This window comes from Streptomyces sp. enrichment culture, from assembly GCF_964272855.1.
Taxonomy (GTDB): Bacteria; Actinomycetota; Actinomycetes; order Streptomycetales; family Streptomycetaceae; genus Streptomyces.
In genome coordinates, this window is record NZ_OZ186847.1 from 8,504,336 (window position 1) to 8,525,506 (window position 21,171).

General features: G+C 71.1%; 19 protein-coding genes. 13 read left to right on the forward strand and 6 right to left on the reverse strand.

The features are described 5' to 3' along the window. The first annotated feature begins 31 nt into the window (after window positions 1-31). The 9 genes from ACSU6L_RS38100 to ACSU6L_RS38140 all read left to right on the forward strand — a co-directional run bounded on the left by ACSU6L_RS38100 (window position 32) and on the right by ACSU6L_RS38140 (window position 10,252). Window positions 32-1,615 (forward strand): radical SAM protein, encoded by a 1,584-nt coding sequence (locus ACSU6L_RS38100; RefSeq protein ID WP_437064251.1) that lies wholly within the window; start codon window positions 32-34, stop codon window positions 1,613-1,615. 139 nt (window positions 1,616-1,754) lie between these two features. After that, window positions 1,755-3,638 (forward strand): carbamoyltransferase C-terminal domain-containing protein, encoded by a 1,884-nt coding sequence (locus ACSU6L_RS38105; protein WP_437064252.1) that lies wholly within the window; start codon window positions 1,755-1,757, stop codon window positions 3,636-3,638. A gap of 157 nt (window positions 3,639-3,795) precedes the next feature. Continuing rightward, window positions 3,796-4,713, forward strand: coding sequence for a phytanoyl-CoA dioxygenase family protein (locus ACSU6L_RS38110; RefSeq protein WP_437064253.1), 918 nt, complete (start codon window positions 3,796-3,798; stop codon window positions 4,711-4,713). Then, window positions 4,691-6,016, forward strand: coding sequence for an MFS transporter (locus tag ACSU6L_RS38115; protein ID WP_437064254.1), 1,326 nt, complete (start codon window positions 4,691-4,693; stop codon window positions 6,014-6,016). The genes ACSU6L_RS38110 and ACSU6L_RS38115 overlap by 23 nt, the downstream gene beginning before the upstream one ends. A gap of 48 nt (window positions 6,017-6,064) precedes the next feature. Then, entirely contained in the window at window positions 6,065-7,000 is a 936-nt protein-coding gene (locus tag ACSU6L_RS38120; RefSeq protein WP_437064255.1) for an NAD(P)/FAD-dependent oxidoreductase, read from the forward strand. Between the two features lie 53 nt (window positions 7,001-7,053). Further along, complete coding sequence (locus ACSU6L_RS38125; protein ID WP_437064256.1) at window positions 7,054-7,971, forward strand: SGNH/GDSL hydrolase family protein; 918 nt, start codon at window positions 7,054-7,056, stop codon at window positions 7,969-7,971. A gap of 11 nt (window positions 7,972-7,982) precedes the next feature. Further along, entirely contained in the window at window positions 7,983-8,180 is a 198-nt protein-coding gene (locus ACSU6L_RS38130) for a hypothetical protein (RefSeq protein ID WP_437064257.1), read from the forward strand. Between the two features lie 16 nt (window positions 8,181-8,196). Beyond that, on the forward strand, window positions 8,197-10,074 hold the full coding sequence (locus tag ACSU6L_RS38135) for a carbamoyltransferase family protein (protein WP_437064258.1): 1,878 nt from the start codon (window positions 8,197-8,199) through the stop codon (window positions 10,072-10,074). Further along, window positions 10,052-10,252 carry a hypothetical protein gene (locus tag ACSU6L_RS38140; RefSeq protein WP_437064259.1) on the forward strand — a complete coding sequence of 67 codons (201 nt, stop codon included), beginning with the start codon at window positions 10,052-10,054 and terminating at the stop codon, window positions 10,250-10,252. The genes ACSU6L_RS38135 and ACSU6L_RS38140 overlap by 23 nt, the downstream gene beginning before the upstream one ends. On the opposite strand, the gene ACSU6L_RS38145 is transcribed toward ACSU6L_RS38140, so the two are convergent. Continuing rightward, complete coding sequence (locus tag ACSU6L_RS38145) at window positions 10,221-10,847, reverse strand: class I SAM-dependent methyltransferase (RefSeq protein WP_437064260.1); 627 nt, start codon at window positions 10,845-10,847, stop codon at window positions 10,221-10,223. The genes ACSU6L_RS38140 and ACSU6L_RS38145 overlap by 32 nt on opposite strands. 642 nt (window positions 10,848-11,489) lie before the next feature. Here ACSU6L_RS38145 and ACSU6L_RS38150 point away from each other — a divergent pair. Continuing rightward, complete coding sequence (locus ACSU6L_RS38150) at window positions 11,490-12,047, forward strand: DUF3291 domain-containing protein (RefSeq protein WP_437064261.1); 558 nt, start codon at window positions 11,490-11,492, stop codon at window positions 12,045-12,047. 197 nt (window positions 12,048-12,244) lie between these two features. Here ACSU6L_RS38150 and ACSU6L_RS38155 read toward each other — a convergent pair whose 3' ends face one another. After that, on the reverse strand, window positions 12,245-12,763 hold the full coding sequence (locus tag ACSU6L_RS38155; RefSeq protein ID WP_437064262.1) for a hypothetical protein: 519 nt from the start codon (window positions 12,761-12,763) through the stop codon (window positions 12,245-12,247). A gap of 256 nt (window positions 12,764-13,019) precedes the next feature. Between ACSU6L_RS38155 and ACSU6L_RS38160 the strand changes: the two genes are divergently transcribed. Both ACSU6L_RS38160 and ACSU6L_RS38165 read left to right on the forward strand, forming a co-directional pair. Next, on the forward strand, window positions 13,020-14,231 hold the full coding sequence (locus ACSU6L_RS38160) for a glycosyltransferase (protein WP_437064263.1): 1,212 nt from the start codon (window positions 13,020-13,022) through the stop codon (window positions 14,229-14,231). Window positions 14,232-14,923: 692 nt separating this feature from the next. Continuing rightward, window positions 14,924-16,312 (forward strand): hypothetical protein, encoded by a 1,389-nt coding sequence (locus tag ACSU6L_RS38165; RefSeq protein WP_437064264.1) that lies wholly within the window; start codon window positions 14,924-14,926, stop codon window positions 16,310-16,312. Between the two features lie 293 nt (window positions 16,313-16,605). On the opposite strand, the gene ACSU6L_RS38170 is transcribed toward ACSU6L_RS38165, so the two are convergent. The 3 genes from ACSU6L_RS38170 to ACSU6L_RS38180 form a co-directional block, all read right to left on the reverse strand. Further along, window positions 16,606-17,406, reverse strand: a complete 801-nt coding sequence (locus ACSU6L_RS38170; RefSeq protein ID WP_437064265.1) for an IclR family transcriptional regulator — start codon at window positions 17,404-17,406, stop codon at window positions 16,606-16,608. A gap of 172 nt (window positions 17,407-17,578) precedes the next feature. Beyond that, window positions 17,579-18,304, reverse strand: a complete 726-nt coding sequence (locus ACSU6L_RS38175; protein WP_437064266.1) for an MIP/aquaporin family protein — start codon at window positions 18,302-18,304, stop codon at window positions 17,579-17,581. Window positions 18,305-18,434: 130 nt separating this feature from the next. Next, window positions 18,435-19,418, reverse strand: coding sequence for an NAD(P)-dependent alcohol dehydrogenase (locus tag ACSU6L_RS38180; RefSeq protein ID WP_437064267.1), 984 nt, complete (start codon window positions 19,416-19,418; stop codon window positions 18,435-18,437). A 313-nt stretch (window positions 19,419-19,731) separates the two neighbouring features. Between ACSU6L_RS38180 and ACSU6L_RS38185 the strand changes: the two genes are divergently transcribed. Beyond that, window positions 19,732-20,064 carry a putative quinol monooxygenase gene (locus ACSU6L_RS38185; protein ID WP_437064268.1) on the forward strand — a complete coding sequence of 111 codons (333 nt, stop codon included), beginning with the start codon at window positions 19,732-19,734 and terminating at the stop codon, window positions 20,062-20,064. Between the two features lie 180 nt (window positions 20,065-20,244). Here the strand turns inward: ACSU6L_RS38185 and ACSU6L_RS38190 are convergent, their stop codons facing one another. Then, a complete protein-coding gene (locus ACSU6L_RS38190) occupies window positions 20,245-20,937 on the reverse strand; it encodes a peptidoglycan-binding domain-containing protein (protein WP_437064269.1) in 693 nt (230 codons plus the stop codon). Window positions 20,938-21,171: the final 234 nt, after the last annotated feature.

The following is a 21,171-nucleotide window of genomic DNA, read 5'->3' on the forward strand; positions in this document are numbered from 1 at the left end:
AAGTCGTGAGACGCAGGGAGAAAAGTCAGCCATGCAGAATTCCGTCTACCAGTCCTCGCGCTACGTCCGTACCCTGCGCGCCGCGGGCGACCGCGATTTCACGTACTTCGGAGGCCGGCTCGCTTCCTACGAGGGCGGCGACCGAACCATGGCCTTTCATTCACTCTTCGGAAATGCCCGGCTGATCGACCGGGACATCGTCGAACTCCTCAAGGAGGCCTCCCAGGGCATCAGCTGGGAGCGACTGCGCGAGCGGGTCGACGAGGACTCGCTGCGCGACCTCGTCGAGGCCCGGTTCCTCGTCGAGGCAGGCCACGACGAGGCCAGGGAGATCGACAGCCTGCTGGCGAGCCGGCAGAACGCGCTCAGCAGCGGCGTGTTCCACTCCTCCATCCAGCTCGTGCTCACCAACGCCTGCAACTTCTCCTGTCAGGGCTGTTTCGCGTACAACTTCGACGGCGGCGTCGAGGAGCGCAACACCTCCGGCGAGTCGGTGAAACCCGGCCCGGTCCTGGTCGAACTGCGCCGCTCCCGCGAGGACGCCGGCCCCGTCCGCCAGGACTCGGGCCCCACCCTCGCCAAGGGCGACTGGAACCACGGCTCGGACACCGGCCGCAACCCCTCCATGCACATGTCGCGCGAGGTGGCCGAGAAGACCATCCAGGAGGCCATCGACCTGCGCAAGGCCAACGGCGGCGGCCATCTGACGGTGTCGTTCTTCGGCGGCGAGCCCACCCTGGCACGCGGCACCATCCTGCACGTGCTGCGCACCTTCGGCGACAGCCACGACGGCGTCACCCTCTCCTACGACCTCACCAGCAACGGCTCCCGCATCGACGACGAACTGCTGGCGGCGCTCGCCAGGCACCGCGTCGACACCACCGTGTCCATCGACTACCTGGTCCCCGAGACCGGCGAGTTCCGCGGCGGCCAGCAGCAGCGCACCTCGTGGGCCGTGGTCCGCAAGGCGATCCTCGACATGAAGGCCGCGGGCGTCCCGGTCAGCATCACCACCGTGCTGTCCCAGTACACCTGGGACAAGTGGGGCACCCCGCTCATCGACTTCGTCGCCGAGGCCGGCCTGGACAGCCTCGACGTCATCGTGTCGTTCCAGGCCAAGGAGTTCTTCGACCGGCACAGCCCGCACGAGGTGGCGCAGCGGCTGCTGGCCGCCGTCGACTACGGGCGCGAGCGCGGCGTACAGCTCAGCGGCTACTGGTACCAGACCTTCCAGATGATCATCGACGAGGCCAAGTGGGCCGAGCAGGCCGACTACAAGACCTGCCCGGCGGTCGGCCGCCAGCTGTCCATCGAACCCAACGGCAGCGTCTTCGCCTGCAAGGCCACCGCCCGCAAACTGGGCACCATCGACGACTGGCGCGGCATCTTCACCTCACCCGCCTACCAGGACTACGGCATGCGGGCCTACACCAACGGTCCCGGCTGCCAGGGCTGCGAACTCCAGGGCACCTGCTCGGGCGGCTCCGCCGGAGCGCTGGAGGAGGAGAACGGCTCGATCCAGGTCATGTCGCCCGGCTACTGCGCCTACATGCGCGAGGTGGTCCAGGGCCTGCTGGAGCGCCACCACGCGCACAGCCTCGCCGGCCTCTCCTGACCCGGATCCCCCGACGTTCCGCACCGGCCCGCCCCGCGCGGCGTATCCGCACCGGCCCGCCCCCCCCCGCGAGGCGGGCCATCGAGCCACGACCCGGAACCGCCGCGCCGGTCCGGGCCCAGGAAGGGTGACTGGTTCCTTGGCAACCATCGGTATGCACTTCGGTCATGACGCGGGCGCAGCGCTCACCGACGCGGCCGGCTACCGCGTCATCGAGGCCGAACGCCGCCTCGGACTGCGCCATGTCTGCGGCGGCAACGGCGGCTTCCCGCAGGCCGCCGCCGAGTGGCTGGCGGAGCTGCGGCAGCGGGCCGCGAGCCCGGTCACCCGGATCGCCGTGGCCGACTGGTACACACCGGTGTGCCAGGTGCTGCCTCCCGCACTGGTCGAACTCGTCAACGACGACGCCCGCTGGACGGCCACCGGCGGCACGGGCCTCGCCGACGCCGTCACCCGCGTCATCAAACCCCTGGACTGGCCCCTGGCCGCGGGATTCGGCGATATCACCCTGACCGCCGTACGCCACCACTACGCCCACGCCGCCCTCGCCTACTACACCTCCGGGGCCCGCAAGGCCTTGGTGCTGGCCCTGGACGGGACCGGCAACTACGCCGAGTGCGGCATGGTGTGCCTGGGCGACGGCGACCAGCTCACCCCGGTCATGTCCTTCACCAACCGCACCGGACCGCGCTTCGGCCTGGTCTACGAGGCACTCGCCCGGCGCGTCCACGGCAGCCAGTTCGACACCGGCAAGCTGCTCGGGCTGACGGCCACCGGGGAGACCGACGGCTCGCTGCTGCCGGTGCTGCGCGCCATGCTCGTCCCGCAGTCCACCCGGCGCGCCTCACCCGACCTGTACGAACGGCTCGACGAGGACCACCTGACCGGCACCGCGCTGCGCTACGCCGACTCCTGGTGGGAGTACGACCCGGACAGCGGCGGATATCTGGACGCGGGCCTCGCCGACTCCTCGGACGACGACGTCGTGCACTCCTTCGGCTCCGTCTTCCCCGACGAGATCCGCACCGCGGACGGCCGCACCGTCCTGGTCGGGACCTCCCCCGACGAGCGGGTGTGCAGGGACCTCGCGGCCACCCTGCAGACCGCCGTGGAACACGACCTGATCCGGCTGGTCACCGGCATCAGCCGGCGCTTCCCCAGCTACACCACCCTCTGCTACGCGGGCGGCTGCGCCCTCAACATCACCGCCAACAGCCGCCTCGCCGAGTGCGGCCAGTTCACCCGGGTGTCGGTCCCCACCTGCTGCGACGACTCGGGGATCGCGCTGGGCGCCGCCCTGGCCGTCGCCGACCCCGCCGACCGTCCCGCGCTGACGGGCCGCTCGGACTGGGCGTCGCTCGCCTACGCCGGACCGCCGCTGCAGGGCCTGGACGCGGAGGACGGCCACCCCCCGGTGCCGCTCGACGGCCTGACCCGGCGCCTCGCCGACCTCGGACTGACCGCACGCCGCCCGGCCGACGACGAGGACTTCCTCCAGAGCGTCGCCGACCTGCTGGCCGACCGGCGGTGCGTGGCCTGGCTGGAGGGCGGACTGGAGACCGGACCACGGGCCCTGGGCCACCGCTCCCTGCTCGTCTCCGCCCACTGGAACGGCGCCCGCCGGTACGTCTCCCAGACGATCAAGCACCGCGAGTGGTTCCGTCCCGTCGCGCCGATCTGCCCCGAGGAACTGGCCGACCAGTACTTCACCGGGCCCCTCGACCACACCGAGACCATGCTGTTCGCGGTGCGCGTGCGGCCCGACCGGGCCAGGCGGCTCGCTGAGGCACGGCACATCGACGGCACGGCCCGCCTGCAGACCGTACGGCCCGACACCCAGCCCCTGCTGCACCGGCTGTGCCACGCGGTCGCCGCCCGCACACAGCTGCCCGTACTCATCAACACCAGCGCCAACGGGGGCGGCCGCCCCATCCTCAACCACCTGGACGAGGCACTGGAGTTGCTCACCGAGACCGAACTGGACGCCGTGGCGCTGCCCGAACACCGCCTGATCATCCAGTGATCCCAGATCCAGTGCTCCCAGATCCAGCGATCCGCATCCAGTGATCCGCTAGTGGTCCGCAATCAGTGGTCCGCATCCACTGATCCGCATCAAGGGATCACGCCGTACGCCGCCGTCACCACCCGAACCCGCTCCCCGCCCGCACAGGAGAGTGCCCGTGGCCGCCACCCAACTGCGAGACATCCACAAGACGGAACCGCTGCGCGTCCTGTCCCCCGCGGACTGGGACCACTGGACCAGCCGAGGCTATGTGATCGTCCGTCAGGCCGTGGCGCCCGAGACCGTCACCGCCCTCACCGAGGCCCTGTACGCCTTCCTCGACATGCGCCCAGACGACCCCGCCACCTGGACCTCCCCGCACACCGGCAACGACCGGCTGCCGGGCCACAGCGGGCTGGTCGAGATGTACAACCACCAGGCCCAGTGGGACATCCGCCAGACCCGGCGGGTGTACGAGGCCTTCGCCGACATCTGGGACCGCTCCGACCTGTGGGTCACCATCGACTTCGCCAACGTCAACCCGCCCAACCGGGGACCTCGCGCCTTCGACGGGTTCATCCACTGGGACGTGGACACCTCCACCGACCCGCTCCCCGTCAGCTGCCAGGCCGTGCTCTCGCTGACCCACGGCGACGAGGAGATCGGCGGCTTCCAGTGCGTCCCGGAGATCTTCACCGACTGGGAGAAGTGGGTCGGCGGCCAGCCCGCCGACCGCGACCCCTTCACCCCCGACATCACCGGCTACCGGATCACCACCCCGGAGGTCGCGCCCGGTGACCTCATCATCTTCAACAGTCTGCTGCCGCACGGCGTGCACCCCAACGTCTCCGCCGACCGGGTGCGCATGGCGCAGTACCTGACCATGGCGCCCGCCTGGGAGGAGCACACGGAACTGCGGCAGAACCGGGTGCGGTTCTGGCAGGACCGAGTCCCGCCCCATCCTCCCGAGGGCGGGGTGCGCAAGGCCGAGGCCGACCTGTACGGGCCGGCGAAACTGACCGACCTGGGCGAACGGCTGCTGGGCCTGCGCACGTGGAGCGAGGGGGACGTTGTTGGGCAGCACCGCCCGCTCTAGAACCCGGCCGGACGTCCGGGCGGACCTGGGCCGCCCGTTCCGCTGGCTGTGGGCGTCGGCGGTCGCCTCGAACGCCGGTGACGGCATCACCCGTACGCTGCTGCCGCTGCTGGTGGTCGCGCACCACCCCGACCCGGCGGCCGTCGCCGGGCTGACCGCCGTCAACATGCTGCCCTGGCTGCTGTTCGCGCTCCCCGCGGGCGTCCTCGTGGACCGCGCGGACCGGCGGCGGATCGTGCTGGGCAGCAACCTGGTCCGCGCGGCCGCCCTGCTGGGCGCGGCCCTGGTGCTCGCCGACGACGGCCCGCTGGCCGCCCTGTACGCGCTGGCGTTCGTGCTGGGCATCACCGAGACCCTTGCCGACACCGCCGCCCCCGCGATGCTGCCGCGCCTGGTCGACGAGCGGCACCTGGAGCGCGCCAACGGCCGGCTGTCGGCGGCGCAGATCGTGCTCAACGAGACGGTCGGACCGCCGGTCGCCGGCCTGCTCATGGGCCTGACCGCCGCCGTGGCGCTGGCCACCGGCGGGGCGCTGTACGCGGTGGCCGCGCTGCTGCTGCTCGGCCTCGCCCCGCTCGCCCGCACAACCCGCGAGCCGGCACCGGGCGAGCCGGCACCGGGCGAGCCGGCACCCCGCGAGCCGGCATCGGGCGAGCCGGCAGGCGGAGTGCTCGGCGACATCCGGGCGGGACTCCGCTTCGTCCTCGGCCATCGAGCCCTGCGGCTCACCCTGGCCGCCAGCGCCCTGTACGGCGTGGTGTTCTCGGCCGCCTTCTCCATGCTGGTGCTGTTCAGCGCCCGCACGCTGGGGCTGGGCGAGACCGGTTACGGACTGCTGCTGACCGCCGGTTCGCTGGGCGCGGTCGCCGGCAGCTGGCTGGCCCCCCGGGCCGCCGACCGGCTGCCCACCGTCCGGCTGGCCCGCTGGTCCCTGGTGGCGTCCGGGGCCGCATACGCCGCGCTGGGCCTGAGCCGCCACCCGGTCCCGGCCGCGCTGGCGCTCGCCGCGAACGGCATCTTCATGATGGGCTGGAACATCCCCGTGATGTCGCTGCGCCAGCGGCTCACACCCGAGGACCTGCAGGGCCGGGTGATGAGCGTGTCCCGGCTGTGCGCGTGGGGCGGCATGCCGGTCGGCGCCACACTCGGCGGACTCCTCGCCGCGGCCGTCTCCGTCCCCGCGGTGTTCCTCGTGGGCGGGGCCGTCCTGTCCGCGGGCGCGCTGCTGCTGCTCGCGCCCCTGCGCGACGACCGCACTCCCGACCCCGGCCCGCCGAAGCACAGTGACCTGCTCGACAAGTGACCTTCCCGACAACCCGATGCAAACGACCTTCCTGACACGAGGTGACCCTTGGACGCACAGCTCTACGACACGGTGATCGTCGGAGGCGGCCCGGCCGGCCTCAACGGAGCGCTCTACCTGGGCCGTTCACGCCGCCGAGTCCTGCTGATCGACTCGGGTGACGCCCGCAACATGGCGGCGGGCGTCATGCACAACGTCCTCACCAACGACGGGGCGACCATCGCCGACTTCCGCGCCCGCTCCCGCGCCCAGCTCACCGCGTACGACGTGACGTTCCGCGACGACGAGGTCGTGTCGGCCGAGAACGACGGTGACCACGTGGTGGTCACCACCAAGGAGTCCGGCACCTTCCGCGCCCGCACTCTGCTGTACGCGGCCGGAGTGCGCTCGGTCCTGCCGCCCGTCCCGGGCCTGGCGGACCTCTGGGGCAGCTCGGTCTTCGAATGCCCGTACTGTCACGCCTGGGAGGTCCGTGAACGCAGCTACGCCGTCTACGGAGGGACCGTGCCCAGCGAATGCCTGGCCTCGACCCTGACGGTGTGGTCCGACGACATCACCTACCTCACCGACCGGCGGGAGCTGCCCCAGGACGAGCGGGACCGGCTCACCGCGGCCGGCGTACCCGTCCGCCCCGAGGGCGTCAGCGAGCTTGAGCCGCACCCCGAAGGCGTCGAGGTCGTCTTCGAGGACGGCCGGTCCACCGCCTACGGCGCCCTGTTCCTGCACCTGGACATCGAACCCCGGGTGGACCCGCTGCGCCCCTGGCTCCAGGCGCCGGACCTGGAGTCCGTACAGACCGACGACCGCGGCCGCACCAGTTTGCCCCGCCTCTACGTCGCCGGAGACCTCGGCCGGAACATGCAGCAGGCCGCCATGGCCGCCGCCAGTGGAGGCCTCGCCGCCATGGCCATCAACGCCGACCTGATCCGAGAGGACCGCCCCGGCTCCCTGCCCGAGCCGCCGCCCCCCACCCCGGCCCGCTGAGCAGACGCACCCCTCACCACAGCCACACAGCGCACCCACGGGAGCCCCCAGCGATGACGTCACCCCGCGCCGAGTTCACCCCGCACATGGAGCACTACACCTTCGTCCTCGAGGACCAGCCCTACCTGGGTTACTTCCAGTACGGCAACGAGAAGACCCCCGTCTACACCACCGACCGGCACGGCTTCCGGGTCACCCCGGGCCCCGGCGAACTGCGGGCCACGGTCGGCGACGACCGCCCCGACGGCCCGGCGCGCGTCCTCGCGGGCAGCTCCGCGGTCTTCGGCGTCGGCGCCACGAGCGACGCGGCCACGATCACCGCCCGCCTGTGGAACGCCCACGCCCCCCGGCTGCCCTGGCTGAACATGGCCGGGCAGAGCCACAACTCGGCACAGGAACTGCTCCTGTTCACTCTCTTCCGGCACGAACTCCCCTCGGTCGAGGACATCGTGCTGCTCTCCGGGATCAACAACCTCGTGCTCAGCCGGCTGCCCGAGGACAAACAGGGCCGCCACGGCGCCTTCTTCGACTGCGGGCCCGCCCCCGACGTCGTACCACCACCCGACCAGCGCGTCACGCACGCCACGGAACTGACGATCCGGCACCTCAGCGGCTGGAAACTGCTCGCGGACGCCCTCGGCGCACGCCTGACCTTCGTGCTCCAGCCGCTCGCGCCCTGGGTGCGCGAGGAGCCGCTGCCCCGCGAGAAGCTGCTCTTCGACGAGCTGGACGAGGTGTCCAACTTCCGCCGGTTCCACAACGACATCTCCACCATGGCGGTCGGCCGCGCCTACGCGCGGCGGCTGGCCGACGGATGCGCCCGCCTCGACGTGCCCTTCCTGGACATGAACGAGGCACTCGGCGAGGCCGCCGGACCCCAGGACTGGCTGTTCATCGACCGCGTGCACTGCACCGACCTCGGGTACGACCTGGTGGCCCGGCAGCTGGCGGACCGCCTCGACCTGGCATGAGGAGCCCCTCCATGCGTGACGACAGCAGCGCGGCACCCGCGTCGGCGGCACGCCGCCTCGCCTCCTGGCTGCGCGACCGGGGCCGGCCGGTGCCGCCCGCCGACGCCCAGCCGGACGACCAGTCCACCACCACCGAACCACCGGCACCGCCGCCGACCCGGCTGCGGCCGCAACCCGAGGACGACGCCTCCGTCTACCCGCTGTTCTGACATGGGGAGGACCGACATGGGCACCGCGCGCGCCGACCGCCGCGGCACCGGCGCGGAACGCCCGGTCCTGGGCATCTCCGCCTACTACCACGACAGCGCCGCCGCTCTCGTGGCCGGCGGCGTCCCGCTCGCGGCGGCGCAGGAGGAGCGCTTCACCCGGCGCCGCCACGACTCCGGCTTCCCCGCCCACGCCGTCGCCTCCTGCCTGCGCGAGGCCGGACTGCGCCTCGACGAGCTGGCGGCGGTGGCGTTCTACGAGGACCCGGCGCTCAAGTTCCGCCGAGTGCTGGCTACCTGGCTCGCCACGGCACCGCACGGCCTCCCGGTGTTCCGCCGGGCGTTCCCCCAGTGGGCCGGCTGGAAGAGGCGCGCCCTCGACGACGTACGGGCGCGCCTGCGCGAACTGGCGCCCGGGCGGACGCTGCCGCCGGTGGTGGCGTACCGGCACCATGCCTCGCACGCCGCGTCGGCGTTCTTCCCGAGCCCCTACCCGTCGGCGGCCGTGCTGTGCGTCGACGGCGTGGGGGAGTGGGCGACGACCACCCTGTGGCACGGCCGCGGCACCGACCTCGTCCCGCTCGCGGAACTGCGCTTTCCCCACTCGCTCGGCATGCTCTACTCGGCGTTCACCTACTTCTGCGGCTTCAAGGTCGACTCGGGCGAGTACAAACTGATGGGCCTCGCGCCCTACGGCACACCGCGCTACGCGCCGCTCATCCGCGAACGGCTGATCGACATCAAACCGGATGGCTCCTTCCGCCTCGATCTGCGTCACTTCACCTTCCAGTACGGCCAGACCATGGTCGGCCGGGCCTTCGAGGACCTGTTCGACGGCCCGCGCCGCACAGCGGAAGGACCGCTCACCGAGCGGGAGTTCGACCTGGCGGCGTCCGTGCAGCAGGTGACCGAGGAAGTGCTGCTGCGGCTGGCCCGCACGGCACTGGAACGCACCCGCGAGCGGCGACTGTGCCTGGCCGGCGGCGTCGCTCTCAACTGCGTGGCCAACGGCCGCCTCCTGGCCGACGGCGTCTGCGACGAGCTGTGGATCCAGCCCGCGGCCGGGGACGCCGGCGGATCCCTGGGCGCGGCCCTGGCCGAGTCGCACCGCAGGGGAGCGCCCCGCGCCCACGTGGCCCGCGGTTCGGACGCGATGGCGGGGTCCCTCCTCGGCCCCGCCCACTCGGTCCGGGAGATCGCGGAGTTCCTGACCGACCACGGGTACCCCGCCGTACGGCTGCCGGAGCCGGAGCTGACGGAGCGGGTCGCGGCGGAACTCGCGCGGGGCAGGGTGGTGGGCTGGTTCCAGGGCCGGATGGAATTCGGGCCGCGGGCTCTCGGCAACCGGTCGATCCTCGCCGACCCCCGCGATCCGGCCACCCAGTCCACGCTCAACCTCAAGACCAAGTTCCGGGAGTCCTTCCGCCCGTTCGCGCCCGCGGTGCTCGCCGAGGACGCCAAGGACTGGTTCGACCTGGTGCAGGAGAGCCCGTACATGCTGCTCACCGCGCAGGTTGCCGCGGCCCGGCGACGCGAGTGCGAAACGTCGGCCGAGGGAGTGAAGGGCCTGGACCTCCTGCGCGTGCCGCGCTCCACGATCCCGGCGGTCACCCACGTCGACGGCTCGTCCCGCGTCCAGACGGTGACGGCCGAGCACAACCCGAGATTCCACGCCCTGCTCACCGCCTTCCGGGACCGCACGCGCTGCCCGGTGCTGGTGAACACCTCCTTCAACGTGCGCGGGGAACCGATCGTGCGCACCCCGCAGGAGGCGTACGCCTGCTTCATGCGCACCCGGATCGATCTCCTGGTGCTCGGCGACCACCTGCTGGACAAACGGGACCAGCCCGAGTGGCGGGAGGAGGCCGACTGGCGTGCGACGATCCCGATGGACTGACCGGCTGCGACACCTCGGCCTGGCCACGCTGTACTTCGCGGTGGTCACCCCGGCGGGACTGTGCGCACGGGCGGTGCGGGACCCACTGCGGCGCTCCTGGCACGACCACCGGGCGAGCTATCTCACCCGCTCGGACAGCCCACCGCTCACGGATGGTCCGGACGCCTCGCCGAAGTGAGCACGACGCGCCGCGTACCAAGGACATGCACGCGGGATTCGGCCCCCGTGAACCCACACGCCGTCACCAAGGCACTCGCCTCCTCCGCTGTACGGGGCAGCGGGACGTCGTCGGCGAGGAGCCGGGAGAAGCGTTCCGAGGGCCGAAAGTGCGTGGCGAGCGGCAGGCTGAAACCCACCCGGCCCCCCGGACGCAGCGCCCGCCGCCAGTCGGCCGGCGCCCGGCGCCCCAGAAAGTGCAGCGAGGACGCGCACAGCACGAGGTCCAGCGAGCCATCGGCGACCGGCAACGGCACGGCATCCCCGACCCGCCAGTCGATCGCCGTGTCGGGCACCAGCCCGGCGGCACGGGCCCGGCCCACCGCGATCATCCGGGACGACAGGTCGACGGCGAGAACGGGCCGCGCGGTCCGCTCCCGCCCCCGCGCGAGCTGCACGGCGACGGCCCCCGCCCCACACGCCACGTCGGCGACCGCGCCGACCGTCCCGGCCGCCACCCACGCGATCAGAGCCCGCGCGATCTCCTCGTGATGCCCGTGGTCGTAGCCGTCGGCCAGATCGTCGAAGACCCCAGCGAGCGTTGCGCTTTGTGTCACGTCGCGATACTAGCCAGGTGTCGGCCGCCCCGTAGCGCAGGACTTGGCCTCGGGGAGCAGGTATCCGATCCCGCGCTGCGTCGGCGGCCTGCCCGCCGGCGTTGCGGCGTCGGCGCATTCGGAGACCTCGAAGGCGATCACGCCGAGGCGGAACGTCGACTGCCTTTAGGGCTCCGCCCCGATGGCCGCGAGCCGGTGGTCGGTGGTCCATGACGGCGGACTGAAGAACGGCCGACCGTCCCAGTAGGCGATGCCTGCGTTCTCCAGTGCTCCGCTGCTCGCCCTTGAAATGGCCTCGACCGGGCGTGGTCGAGGCCATCCGCATACCGCAGGCGTCCGTCTCGGGCGAGCGGCCGTTGCAGTGCCGGCAGGCCAGCACGCACCCGCAGCCGGTGCTTGGTCCTGTGGCGTGGCCGTGGGCTGCAAGAGGCCACTAGGACCGGGAAAACGCAACTTCGACATGGCCCGCAGAGGCAGCTACCTTCACCTGGTCTTCGGCGGTCGCTCACGGTCGCACAGGGCTTCCTCAAGGCTGAGCCACCCGCGACGGGACGAGGTGGTCACGCGCCATGAATCCTCGCCCCCCGTGCGTGAGCCACCGAACCAGGGCCACACCAGGCACCCTCAACCAGGGAGAGACGCATGCCCCATCTTGTGCTGTACACATTCGGCGTCCTGAAGTCACCTCTCGCCGATCCCGCACCTCTCACGCGCGAACTCCACGACAGCGGCGAGGCCATCTACCGGAAGATCAGCCGGCACCCCGGGTACCTCGCTCATGCTGAAGCGGCAGACGGCGACCGGGGCACACACTTCGACTTGGACTGGGGTGCATGGGGAGAGTTCGCCGTACCGGCCTGGTACGGCAAGGGCCGCACTGTGGAAACCACCGCCCTGGCCGCGACCCTTTCACTCTGGACCGACCTGCGCTCCGCCTTCGACGCCGTCTACACCGGTCTGCACCGCGAGGCACTGAACAGGCGTCACGACTGGTTCGAGAGGACAGGGCACCCGAGCTACGTGTTCTGGTGGGTCTCCGACGGCGTGATACCCACCTGGCAGGACGGGGTTTCCAGGCTGGAACACCTCCACGACCATGGCTCCACGCCGCACGCTTTCACCTTCCACCACTCGTTCCCCCCGGAGGGAACTCGGACCAGGATCAAAGACATCAGGCCGAAGAGCGACCAGGCTGGCTGACAAGGAAGCCTGAACGACTGGGTCCGCTGCCAAACGCCTCGATTGAATGGCGGAAGGATTTACGGAGCCGACCACTAAGCAGCTTGCTTGTGTCAGACCGGATCGTCTCGGGACAGGACCGCCGGAACACGGAAGGGACCGGCCCTTCTGGTGGCGGACCAGGCAGAGCGAGAGGGGGCCAGGCGGTCACAGAAGCCCTAGCCGTATGGGTTGAGTGCCCAGAAGCGGACGGTGTCGCTGTGACGGTCGAACCACAGGTTGGTGGAGTAGCCGCTGCCGTCGCGGTCGAGCTCGTGTGACCGGACCCATTGCGGGTTCTGCGGCCCCTCGCCCTTGAGCGGCTTCTCGAACCACGAGGAGAACTCATCGGGCGGCCCCTCGGAGACGAAGGCGTGGGCCGCCGTCAGCTTGGCAAGTTTCCCCGGTGCCAGCCGGGCGAAGCCCGAGATCACCAGCTCCGGCGACGGTACGCCCCGGTCGTTGTCCCGGCTGCTCACCCACTTCGCGTCGGTCAGCGGGCCCAGCAGCGGAAACGCCCGCTCCAGCGGTGCGGTGTCGGTGCGCCAGTCCCCGTCTACCCCGTTCGCCACCTGACGCAGCGCCCACCAGGCGGGTAGGACCGCCAGCCCGGCCCCGATCCCGATCGCCTTCCGTCGCTCCAACGCGATCCCCCTCATGCCTGACTTCGAGGGCACCTTATCCGGCTTGAGCACCACCTATTGATCACAACCAACTATGCGCCCCAGCTGTGACAGTGCGGCACGAGCAGCGGAACGTCTCGGCGTGTCCGGCTTCGTGAGCGTCGGTCTCCTGCTTGCCGAGCTCGCTACCTCGAACCTTCGTCTTGCCGGTAGTTGAAGCGCGGCCTCGCTCCGGAGGTGCCGGCCCGCCGGCTGCGCGGGACTGCGATCGTTCTGTTCTCATGGGCGGGCGAGGGTGTCCGGGCGGCATGGAGCCGAGGAGAATCGGTGCATGCGGATTCTGATCATCACCGCTGGTTCGCGGGGGGATGTCGCGCCCTATACGGGTCTGGGGCGGCGGTTGCTGGACGCGGGCCATGAGGTTGCCGTGGCTGCTCACCCGTCGTTCGCCGCACTTGTCGGCGGGTGCGGTCTCGATCACCGGCCTGTGCCGGGAGACCCGCAGGGGCTGATCGGGGACTGGGCCCGGGCGGCGTCGCGGGAGGAGGTCCAGGCGTTGACGAGGGCGTACGCGGACGGGATCGCCGATGGGGTGGCGGAGGCCGTGGCGGGCGGTGCCGACCTGCTGCTCACGGCTTTCGGTCCGGCCCCGCTCAGTCGGACGGTCGGCACAGCGCTCGGTGTCCCCGTCATCGGCGCCTACCTGGTACCGGCGTTCGCCACCGGACAGTTCCCGCTGCCCAACGCCCGCAGCACCGACGGCCTGGGTCCGGAGGGCAATCTCGCTGCAGGCCAGGATGTCGTGAGGCGCGCGGAAGACGTCTTCGCGGGCGCTGTGACCCGGTTGCGTGCCCGCCTCGGGCTGCCCGCCGGCGCGCCATCGGCACCGGACATCCGTCCGGTCTTCCACGGCTTCAGCCCGCTGGTGGTGCCGCGCCCCGCGGACTGGCCGTCCTGGGTTTCCGTGACGGGCTACTGGTGGCCTGCGCGGCCCGACGGCTGGCGACCCCCGGCCGAGCTGGTCGACTTCCTGCAGGCCGGTCCGCCCCCGGTGTTCATCGGGTTCGGCAGCATGGCGGTGGGGGAGGGGGAACGGCTCAGCGAGCTGGTGGCCGCGGCGGTGCGGCGGGCAGGGGTGCGTGCGGTGGTTCAGGCCGGATGGGCCGGCTTGAGCGGCTGCGGCGCCGACATCCTCGCCATCGGCGACGTCCCGCACGACTGGCTGTTCCCTCGCACCGCCGCCGTCGTCCATCACGCCGGGGCGGGTACCACCGCAGCCGGACTGCGGGCCGGGACGCCCGCAGTGCCCGTTCCTGTCATGGCCGACCAGCCGTTCTGGGCGTCTCGGTTGTACGAGCTGGGAGTTGCCCCCGGGCCTGTACCGTTCCAGGACCTCACTGCAGAAGTCCTCGGGGACGCGATCACGGCCTGCCTCTCGGAGCCGGCCCACCGTCGCCGCGCGTCCGAACTCGCCCGTGGGATTGCTGCAGAGGACGGCACGGCTTCGCTGCTCGCCCACATCGGCTCAGTGAACGCCGGGTGATGCCGGGGATGCCTCGTCGCCGTGATCCCGTGCCAGGTCTGCCGCGCCGTTCTGCCGCACCCGGTGCCGCCGTCTGGAGGACGCCGGTATCCGCACGGACCTGCCCGGCACTCACGGCAGCTTGGGCGACCTCCCGAAGGACCGCACGTCGTTCCCGACGGTGCTACATCCCCGACCGGGTCGTCGACGCCGGCACCCGCGAGGCGTCAGCCGGCTTCCTGACCCTCGTATCGGGCCGTCGCCCAGCACGAGAGCCAAGTGACATCTGACGCCCTCAGCCTCGATCCCAAGGCGCCTCCGGACTACCGCCGCTACGACCACGGTGGAGGGGGAACGCACGATGAACCGGCTCATGCCCCAAGGCGTGGGCAGGGGATTCGACGGCCCGGCGACCGTGGCCGAAGGCTGGCTGGCTCACCTGCGGGCCACGACCCATAGCCACGCCGGGGAACGGTACTACTTGCCGGTCCGGCGCATTCCTTCCTCACCGCAGCCATGCGGGCCGCCGAGGTGGACGTCCTGCCCTGTTCGCGCGCCTGGGCCGTTCGCGCATGTTCATGCTCCGTCCGGGCTGTCCGCCCGCCCGTACGGAGCACGCCGGGAAGCCGACGGCGGTTGCGCATGGTCGGCTGGGCTCGGCTGGTCACGGTCCCCTGACGGCCGGCCGTACATGGCAGAAGGAGAGGTCCCCGATGTCCCGTCGGCACGTCCCGGCCGTCCTCGGCCTCGTGGCGGGCGCGCTGGTGGCGGTCCCCGCCCCGGCCGCTCACGCGGCCACGGTGCAGGTTCGCTGCTCGGTCGCGGATCTCGTCGCGGCGATCAACGCGGCGAACAACTCACCTGGGCCGGACACGCTCCGACTGGCGCGCAAGTGCACGTACAAGTTGACATCGCCGGACTCCGTGAACCCCGGCAACGGGCTGCCTGTGATCACCAGCGAGATCACCATCGACGGGCGTGGGGCCACCATCAGGCGGGACGATCGAGCGAACAACGTGCCGAAGTTCCGGATCCTCTTCGTCGGGCCGACGGGAAACCTCACGCTCACCCACACGACGATCAGAGGCGGCTTCGCCACCGACTGCCCTGCTTTCGCCGACCCCCCGGGCCTGGCCTGCGGCGGCGGCGTCTCCAACACCGGCACGATGAAGGTGACCCGCAGCAAGTTCATCGGCAACACGGCCAAGTCCCAAGTGTTCGCCCAGGGCGGCGCCATCGACAGCCCCGGCACCGGAAGCGTGAGCGAGACCGAAGTCACCGGAAACCACGTCATCTACAGCGGGAGCGACATCGGCGGTGGCGCCGCCGGCGCTGCCATCGCGAACGACGGTCCGCTGACGGTCATCCGCTCCCGGCTCACCGGGAACACCGCGACCGTCACCGAGGACACCCAAAGCATCGCTTTCGGGGCCGGCATCATCAGCTTCGCCGAGACGACTCTCGAGGACACGGTCATCAGCAAGAACCGTTCCTTCGCCCCGGGCGGGTTCGCGCGGGCCGCCGTCTCCAACGGCATTCCGGCACCAGGCAGGCTGACCGTGACCGGCGGTGCCATCAAGGACAACACGTCAGACGCTCCGCACGGTGTCGCCCAGGGCGGCGGCATCGCGAACAACGCCCTGATGACCGTGAGCAATGTAAAGATCAGCGGCAACCGGGCTGTCGCCGAAGGCGGCACCGCGCGCGGTGGTGGCGTCCGAGTGGGCCCCTTCGGCACGCTGGACCTGACCGACAGCCACGTCACCGGCAACACCGTCACCGCCCCGAGCGGCACGGCTCGGGGCGGCGGCCTCGACAACCCCGACGGCGGCACCCTGACGGCCAGGCGCAACAAGGTCCTGGGGAACACGGTCACCGCCACGGGAGGCACCGCTCAGGGCGGCGGCCTCTACCACGCCGGCGGAACCACGGGGCTGGGCACCACCACGCTGGAGGAGAACACCATCACCCGCAACCGGGCGGGCGACGGCGGCGGCATCTTCAAGGCGTCCGGCATCCTCACCCTGAACGGCGACGTCATCCGCAACAACCAGCCGAACAACTGCAGCCCGGCCGGCGCGGTCCCGGGCTGCACCGGCTGACGGCCCCCCGGCAGCCATTCCAGCCCGCCCGCTGCGACAAACGCGCCCGCCACTACCGAGCCATGGTCACCCTCGCCTGCCTACGACCCTGGCTGACCTGACACGGCGGACACGACCTAGGGAGACGTCCCCTAGGCGGTGTCTCGCCGATCATGCCGGGCTCGCGGCGCCTGGCACCGTGCCTCGCCGCGTTGTCGTCGGTCCCCGATGCGCCGCATCGGCTCCCTCCTCCGCCTTGCGATGCACGGCACCAGGCGCCGCTCCCTGATCCGGCCTGATCGACGAGACACCCCCTAGGGCGACACGGTGGCGGCGATCAGGCGTGACACGCGGGCGGCGCCGACGCGTACCGCGTCCTCCAGCTGCGGCTGCCGCTGTTCGAACAGCTCCGCGGGGACGGAGGTGGCCACGGCTCCCGCGACCCTGCCGTCCGCGTCCAGAACGGGGGCGGCGAGGCAGGACAGGCCGCCCTGGAATTCCCCCACCTCGACCGCCACGCCGGAGGCACGGACCCGTTCGAGATGTCCCTCCAGGACGTCGGGCGCGGTGATGGTGCGCTCCGTGAGCCGCACCAGCCCCTGTTGCCGCAGGTAGTCACGGCGCCGCGCGGCCGGCAGGGACGACAGCATGAGCTTGCCGAAGGCCGTGGCGTGCGGGGCTTGGTGGAAGCCGACGTCGAGCGGCTCGGCCCGGGGCGCCGAAGGGGAGTCCACGACCTCGGCGACAACGATCTCCTCGTCCCGGAAGACGGTGTAGTACGCGGCGGCCGCGCACTCGTCGTGGACCTGGTGGAGCACGCCCAGCAGGCCGGGGGTCACCTCCAGCTGCTGGCACAGGCGCCGGTGCAGCCCGGTGAGCTTGTATCCCAGACCGTAACCGCGGGACTGGTTCAGCCTCACCAGGTAGCCGTCGTGCACCAGGGTGTTCAGCAGGCGGTACGTCGTCGGGAGCGTGAGGCCCGCGCGCCGGGCGACGGCCTTCGCGGTGATGCCGTCACCGCCGGCCGCGACCGCCTCGAGCACCCTCAGTGCCCGCCGGACCGATCCGAGCAGGTCTGCCGCGCCGGCGGCGTGCGTCTCTTTGCCGTGGATCATGCGTCTCCTGTGCGGCTCCGGGAAGTGAGCCGTATCGCCGTACCGTCACCCGGGCGGCCGGCTCCAGGCGGATGAGGCCTCGGAACCGGCCGCATCGGCGCGGCGCCGGTGCTCTGCCGGGCCGGACAGGCAGGTCGCCCCGGACGGCCGAGGTCTGTCTGTCGCGCGACGGTCATGCGGCGATGGTACGCAACCGGTTCATGGTCATGTAGACCTGACCGGCCAGCAGGCCCCCCAGCACCTGGGCCCCGAGGTACACGGGCAACTGGGACCAGTCCACCGGCCCCCCGGCCGGGCCGGACACCAGCATGGGCCCAAGGGTGCGCGCCGGATTGAGCGCCGCTCCCGTGACTGGACCCACGGCGACGGCGATGGCGAAGACCGCGAAGCCGATGGGCAGGCCGGCGAAGCCGCCCGGGGCCCGCTGGTCGACGACTCCGAACACCACGAAGACGAGGATGAAGGTGCCCAGCGCCTCCGCGAAGAACGCCTGGGAGGCGGAGGTCGGAGATGTGTAGGAGGCGACACCGAGGCCCAGGTGCACCGCACGGGCGCCGAGCACGGCGACGATGGCGCCCGCGCCTGCCACCGCTCCCGCGCACTGGGACAGGACGTAGCCCGCCACCTCGTGCCGGGGGATTCTGCCCGTCGCGGCCAGGGCGAGGGTGACGGCTGGATTGATGTGGCAGCCCGACACATGGCCTATCGCGAAGACGGCGGCCACCACGACCATGGCGAAAGCGAATGCGATCACGCCCAGGTCAGCCATCGTGAAACTGGTCTTCCCGGTCTTCTGCAGCATGAGGGTGGCAGGAATGGAGCCGACCCCGAGGAAGACAAGAAAAGCAGTGCCGAGGAATTCGGCGAGCAGCCGTTGGAGATAAGTGTTTTCTTTCATGACTTTCGCCGGAGCCGACGGCCCCGGCCTCAACCCCTTTACGATGTGTGGCGTTCGGTGTTCTCCGGGCCCGCCCCGGGTCGGTGCACTACCTCGCGGAGCGGGCGCCGCACGGGATGCGGAGGGGATGTCACCGAGCGCCGGGCACGAGGATTCCGCGGCCCTGCAGCCGTCCCCCCTCGAGGTCGTCCATGGCGTCGTTCACGGCATCGAGCGAATACGTCGTGGTGTGCAGCCGCACCTTGCCCTGAGCGGCGAGCGTCATGAGTTCGTCCAGGTCGTTGTAGCTGCCGACCAGGTTCCCGATGACGTTGATCTCGTTCGAGATGATGTCGATGGTCGGCACGTGGACGTGTCCGCCGTATCCGACGACGAAGTAGGAGCCGGCCCTGCGGAGCATGGCGACGCCCTGGGCCTCGGTGCCTCGCTCACCCACGAAGTCGATGACCACATGTGCTCCTTGACCTGCGGTGATCTCCTGCACCGCGATCACCGGGTCGCTGTCGGCGCGCACGGTGTGGTGCGCGCCCAGGCTCTTGGCGAGTTCCAGGGCCGCTTCGGAGGTGTCCACGACGACGATCTCGGCCGCGGTGAGGGCCACCAGGGCCTGGATGCCGATGTGCCCGAGGCCCCCGGCGCCGATGGCGACGACGAAAGCACCGGGATACAGCAGCGGCGCCGCCTTCCGTACGGCGTGATAGGCGGTGAGACCGGCGTCGGCCAGGGCGGCCACGTCGGCGGGCCGGAGGCCGGGGTCGAGCTTCACGCACGAACGCGCGTTGGTGCGCATGAACTCCGCCATGCCACCGTCGCAGTCGATGCCCGGGAAGGCGCTGTTCGCGCAGTGCACGTCATCGCCCGAGCGGCACGCGCGGCACAGGCCGCAGGTCATCAGCGGATGGAGGATCACAGGATCACCGACGGCCAGGTGGGAGACTCCGGAACCCACCTCCCGCACCCATCCGGCGTTCTCGTGGCCCAACGTGTACGGCAGCGACACCTGGGACTTTTCCTGCCACTGGCCCTCGATGACATGGAGGTCGGTTCTGCACAGACCGGCCCCGCCGATCTCAACGATCACATCCTGCGGTGAAGTGATCCGGGGCTCCGGCACCTCTTCGACAATGGGTCGTCCGTGATATCCGTGCACACGCACTGCCTTCATTTCGCACACTCCTTGTGTCTGAATCCCATAAGCGGTGCGAGGAGATGGTCATTCTTTTTCGGCCACATGGTCAACGGGACTGCATCTCGAAGATTTCCACCTGTCGAGAAAACAGATACATCACCACAGAAGAGTCGATAGGTAATTTATCGGGCGTGTGGGAGAGCTGTGAGGGCCGGCCGGCGCCGTACGATCTTGTCGCCACGGGGCCCGGCACGAGGAACGGGCCTGTAGAGCACGCACGTAGCGGAGAGAGAGTCCGATGATCTTCATTACCGCCAAGTTCCGCGTTCTGCCCGCCGATGCCGATCGGTGGCCGCAGATCGCCGCCGAGTTCACCGAGGCCACGCGCAGGGAGCCCGGCTGCCTGTGGTTCGAATGGTCGCGAAGCGTGGCGGACCCGACGGAGTACGTCCTGGTCGAGGCCTTCCGCGATGACGAGGCGGGTGCCGCTCATGTGCAGTCCGCGCACTTCAGGGCCGCGCAGGAGACGCTGCCGCGCCACCTGGTCGAGACGCCTCGCATCGTGAACATGACGGTTCCGCAGGACGACTGGTCCCTCCTGGGCGAGATGGCCGTCGCGGAGCAGGACTAGGGACTAGGTCTGTCCTCCGGCTGGTGCGGGTGGGGGAGCAACGGGGCACGGGTGCAGCATGCCCGCATCCGACATCTGCCCCAGCGTGAGGAACGCCGTGGCGGCAGCACCTCGTGGGCTCAGCCGCACTCGCTGGGCGGCACAGACTAGGAAGTCGCCTGCGTTGTCAGCCTGCGCAGGCTACTTCGTGCGCAGCATGAGGGCGTAGCGGGTGTGGTCCCCGTACACGCCGGTCTCGTCCCCGCGGATGCCGAACCGTTTCTGGAACCGGGCCACAGCCTGCCGGACCTCCGTGCCGAAGCGGCCGTCGATCGCACCGCCGTCGTAGAGCCCTGGGATCTGGAGCAGACGCACCTGCAACTCGTACACTCCGTGCCCGCTGTCGCCCTCGCGCAGTACCCCGGTGCCCGGAATCTCGGGGAGCGAGGTGTCGTCGGGCAGCGGCCGTTCGGGGTGCTCCTGGGCGGCAGGCGGCGCCGTCGGCTCGGAGTGCTGGTTCGTGAGGAGCGAAGAGGCAAGCAGCAGTCCGCTCACGGCACCCAGTCCGAAGAATCCGGCGACCCGGGAGTGCCGCCGGTCGGTGAACCGCCGACGTCCTGGGCTTCCCTTCGGTACCGGCAGCCGTACGGCGTCCGGGCGCGCCGGCGCCTGAGGGGGCGGGGCGCCGAGCGGCGCCGTGCGCGGAGCGGAGCGTCCCGGGTCGGCCGTCCAGGAGGCGTCCGGAGACGGGCCGGCTCCGCGGCGCCCGCCCGCCCGCACGGGCCCGAGGCCGGGGGGCGCCGACGGCTCGTTCCGCGTCGGGCTCGTGTCGCTCGCGGTGGGCTGCTTCCCCGCCTCCTGCCGCGCGCCGTGCGACCACAGCGGCTGCACCACGGGGCCCTGCGGAGTCCGGCGCACATGACCGGTTCGCGGCGGATTCACGACGGACTGCGGAGCGCCCCCCGGAGGAGCGGGAACCAGGCGTGTGACCGGGGGCCCCATCCGTTGTGTCCGCGGATGTGCGGCCGGAGGCCGGGGAGCCGGCGGAGACGAAGGGACCTTGGCAGGAACTGATCGGCTGCCGTTCGCGGCCGGTTCGCCGTGACGGTCGAAGGACCGCGGCGGGCT

Coding starts and splice junctions, on each gene's coding strand:
- ACSU6L_RS38100 (WP_437064251.1), top strand. CDS start 32: ATGCAGAATTCCGTCTACCAGTCCTCGCGCTACGTCCGTACCCTGCGC.
- ACSU6L_RS38125 (WP_437064256.1), top strand. CDS start 7,054: ATGACGTCACCCCGCGCCGAGTTCACCCCGCACATGGAGCACTACACC.
- ACSU6L_RS38130 (WP_437064257.1), top strand. CDS start 7,983: ATGCGTGACGACAGCAGCGCGGCACCCGCGTCGGCGGCACGCCGCCTC.
- ACSU6L_RS38135 (WP_437064258.1), top strand. CDS start 8,197: ATGGGCACCGCGCGCGCCGACCGCCGCGGCACCGGCGCGGAACGCCCG.
- ACSU6L_RS38150 (WP_437064261.1), top strand. CDS start 11,490: ATGCCCCATCTTGTGCTGTACACATTCGGCGTCCTGAAGTCACCTCTC.
- ACSU6L_RS38160 (WP_437064263.1), top strand. CDS start 13,020: ATGCGGATTCTGATCATCACCGCTGGTTCGCGGGGGGATGTCGCGCCC.
- ACSU6L_RS38165 (WP_437064264.1), top strand. CDS start 14,924: ATGTCCCGTCGGCACGTCCCGGCCGTCCTCGGCCTCGTGGCGGGCGCG.
- ACSU6L_RS38170 (WP_437064265.1), bottom strand. CDS start 17,406: ATGATCCACGGCAAAGAGACGCACGCCGCCGGCGCGGCAGACCTGCTC.
- ACSU6L_RS38175 (WP_437064266.1), bottom strand. CDS start 18,304: ATGAAAGAAAACACTTATCTCCAACGGCTGCTCGCCGAATTCCTCGGC.
- ACSU6L_RS38185 (WP_437064268.1), top strand. CDS start 19,732: ATGATCTTCATTACCGCCAAGTTCCGCGTTCTGCCCGCCGATGCCGAT.